The sequence below is a fragment of the Mesorhizobium sp. M7A.F.Ca.CA.003.01.2.1 genome (genome assembly GCF_003998945.1).
In the GTDB taxonomy this organism is placed as follows: Bacteria; Pseudomonadota; Alphaproteobacteria; order Rhizobiales; family Rhizobiaceae; genus Mesorhizobium; species Mesorhizobium ciceri.
Genome location: NZ_RZRA01001282.1, coordinates 1 through 1,176 on the forward strand (window position 1 = coordinate 1; position 1,176 = coordinate 1,176).

A 1,176-nucleotide genomic window follows, 5' to 3' on the forward strand; every position below is an offset into this window, starting at 1 on the left:
CCCTGGCCTTCGCCGGGCACGGCACGGATGCGTTGGCCTTCCTCGGCCGGCTGGAAATAGCCCATCAGCTCGACGACATCCTGCGGGAAATTGTCGACCCCGGCCTCGAGATTGCGGCGCAAGGCGCGGGCGGCACCCATGTCGGTGCCGGGCGCCCGGCCGATGCCGAGATCGATGCGGCCCGGATGCAATGCGGCCAGCGTGCCGAACTGCTCGGCAATCACCAGCGGCGAATGGTTGGGCAGCATGATGCCGCCGGCGCCGACACGAATGGTCTTGGTGCCGCCCGCGACATGGGCAATGACGACGGCTGTGGCGGCACTGGCAATACCCGGCATGTTGTGATGCTCGGCCAGCCAGAAACGCTTGTAGCCCAGGCGCTCGGCATGGCGGGCAAGATCGAGCGAGTTGGCCAGCGACTGCGAGGCATCGCTGCCTTCGACGATCGGCGACAGGTCGAGAACGGAAAGAGCGGTCATGGGTGGGATCCTGTGTCAGGACCGCATGTAGGAAGCATCCGGCGGCGCCGCAAATTCAAAAATATTGATCAGCCTTTGACAGCTTCGGGGTCGGCGATGTCGTCCTCCTCGACGACAACCGCGTGCTGCGCGGCGAGAAAATTGCCGACATGGCTGAGCCCATCGAAATGATCGCAGAACACCTTGATGACGACCAGCAGCGGCACCGCCATCAGGGCGCCGACGAAACCCCACAGCCATGACCAGAAGGCGATGGCGATAAAGATCGCCACGGCGTTGATCTCGAGGCGCCTGCCGACCACCATCGGCGTCACGAACTGGCCTTCGACGATGTCGCACAAGATCACGAAGGCCGGCGCCAGAAGCGCGTAGAAGATGGTATCGAAGCTGATCAACGCCATGACCGTGACAAGCACGATGGTGATCAGTGCTCCGACATAGGGCAGGAAATTGAGCAGGGCGGCAGCAACGCCCCAGACCAGCGGATTGGGCACGCCGAGCGCCCAAAGACCGAGAGCGATGACCGTGCCGAGGCCGGCATTGATGATGGTGACGGTGAGCAGATAGTGCGAGATTTCGCGTTCGACGTCATAGACGACGCGCAGCGCCCGCTTCTTTTCGCTGAGGCTGGCGAAGGACTGGATGATCTTTTCATAAAACATCGTGCCGGAGGCGAGCAGGAACAGCGACAGCACGA

General features: G+C 62.7%; 2 protein-coding genes. Both read right to left on the reverse strand.

Translation table 11 applies throughout. The features are described from left to right. Positions 1-479, reverse strand: a 479-nt coding sequence (locus tag EN969_RS31975) for an MsnO8 family LLM class oxidoreductase (RefSeq protein ID WP_127419783.1), incomplete at its 3' end; no start/stop codon positions are given. 68 nt (positions 480-547) lie between these two features. Continuing rightward, positions 548-1,176 (reverse strand): AI-2E family transporter (locus tag EN969_RS31980; protein WP_164758707.1); only part of this gene is annotated, 629 nt, incomplete at its 5' end.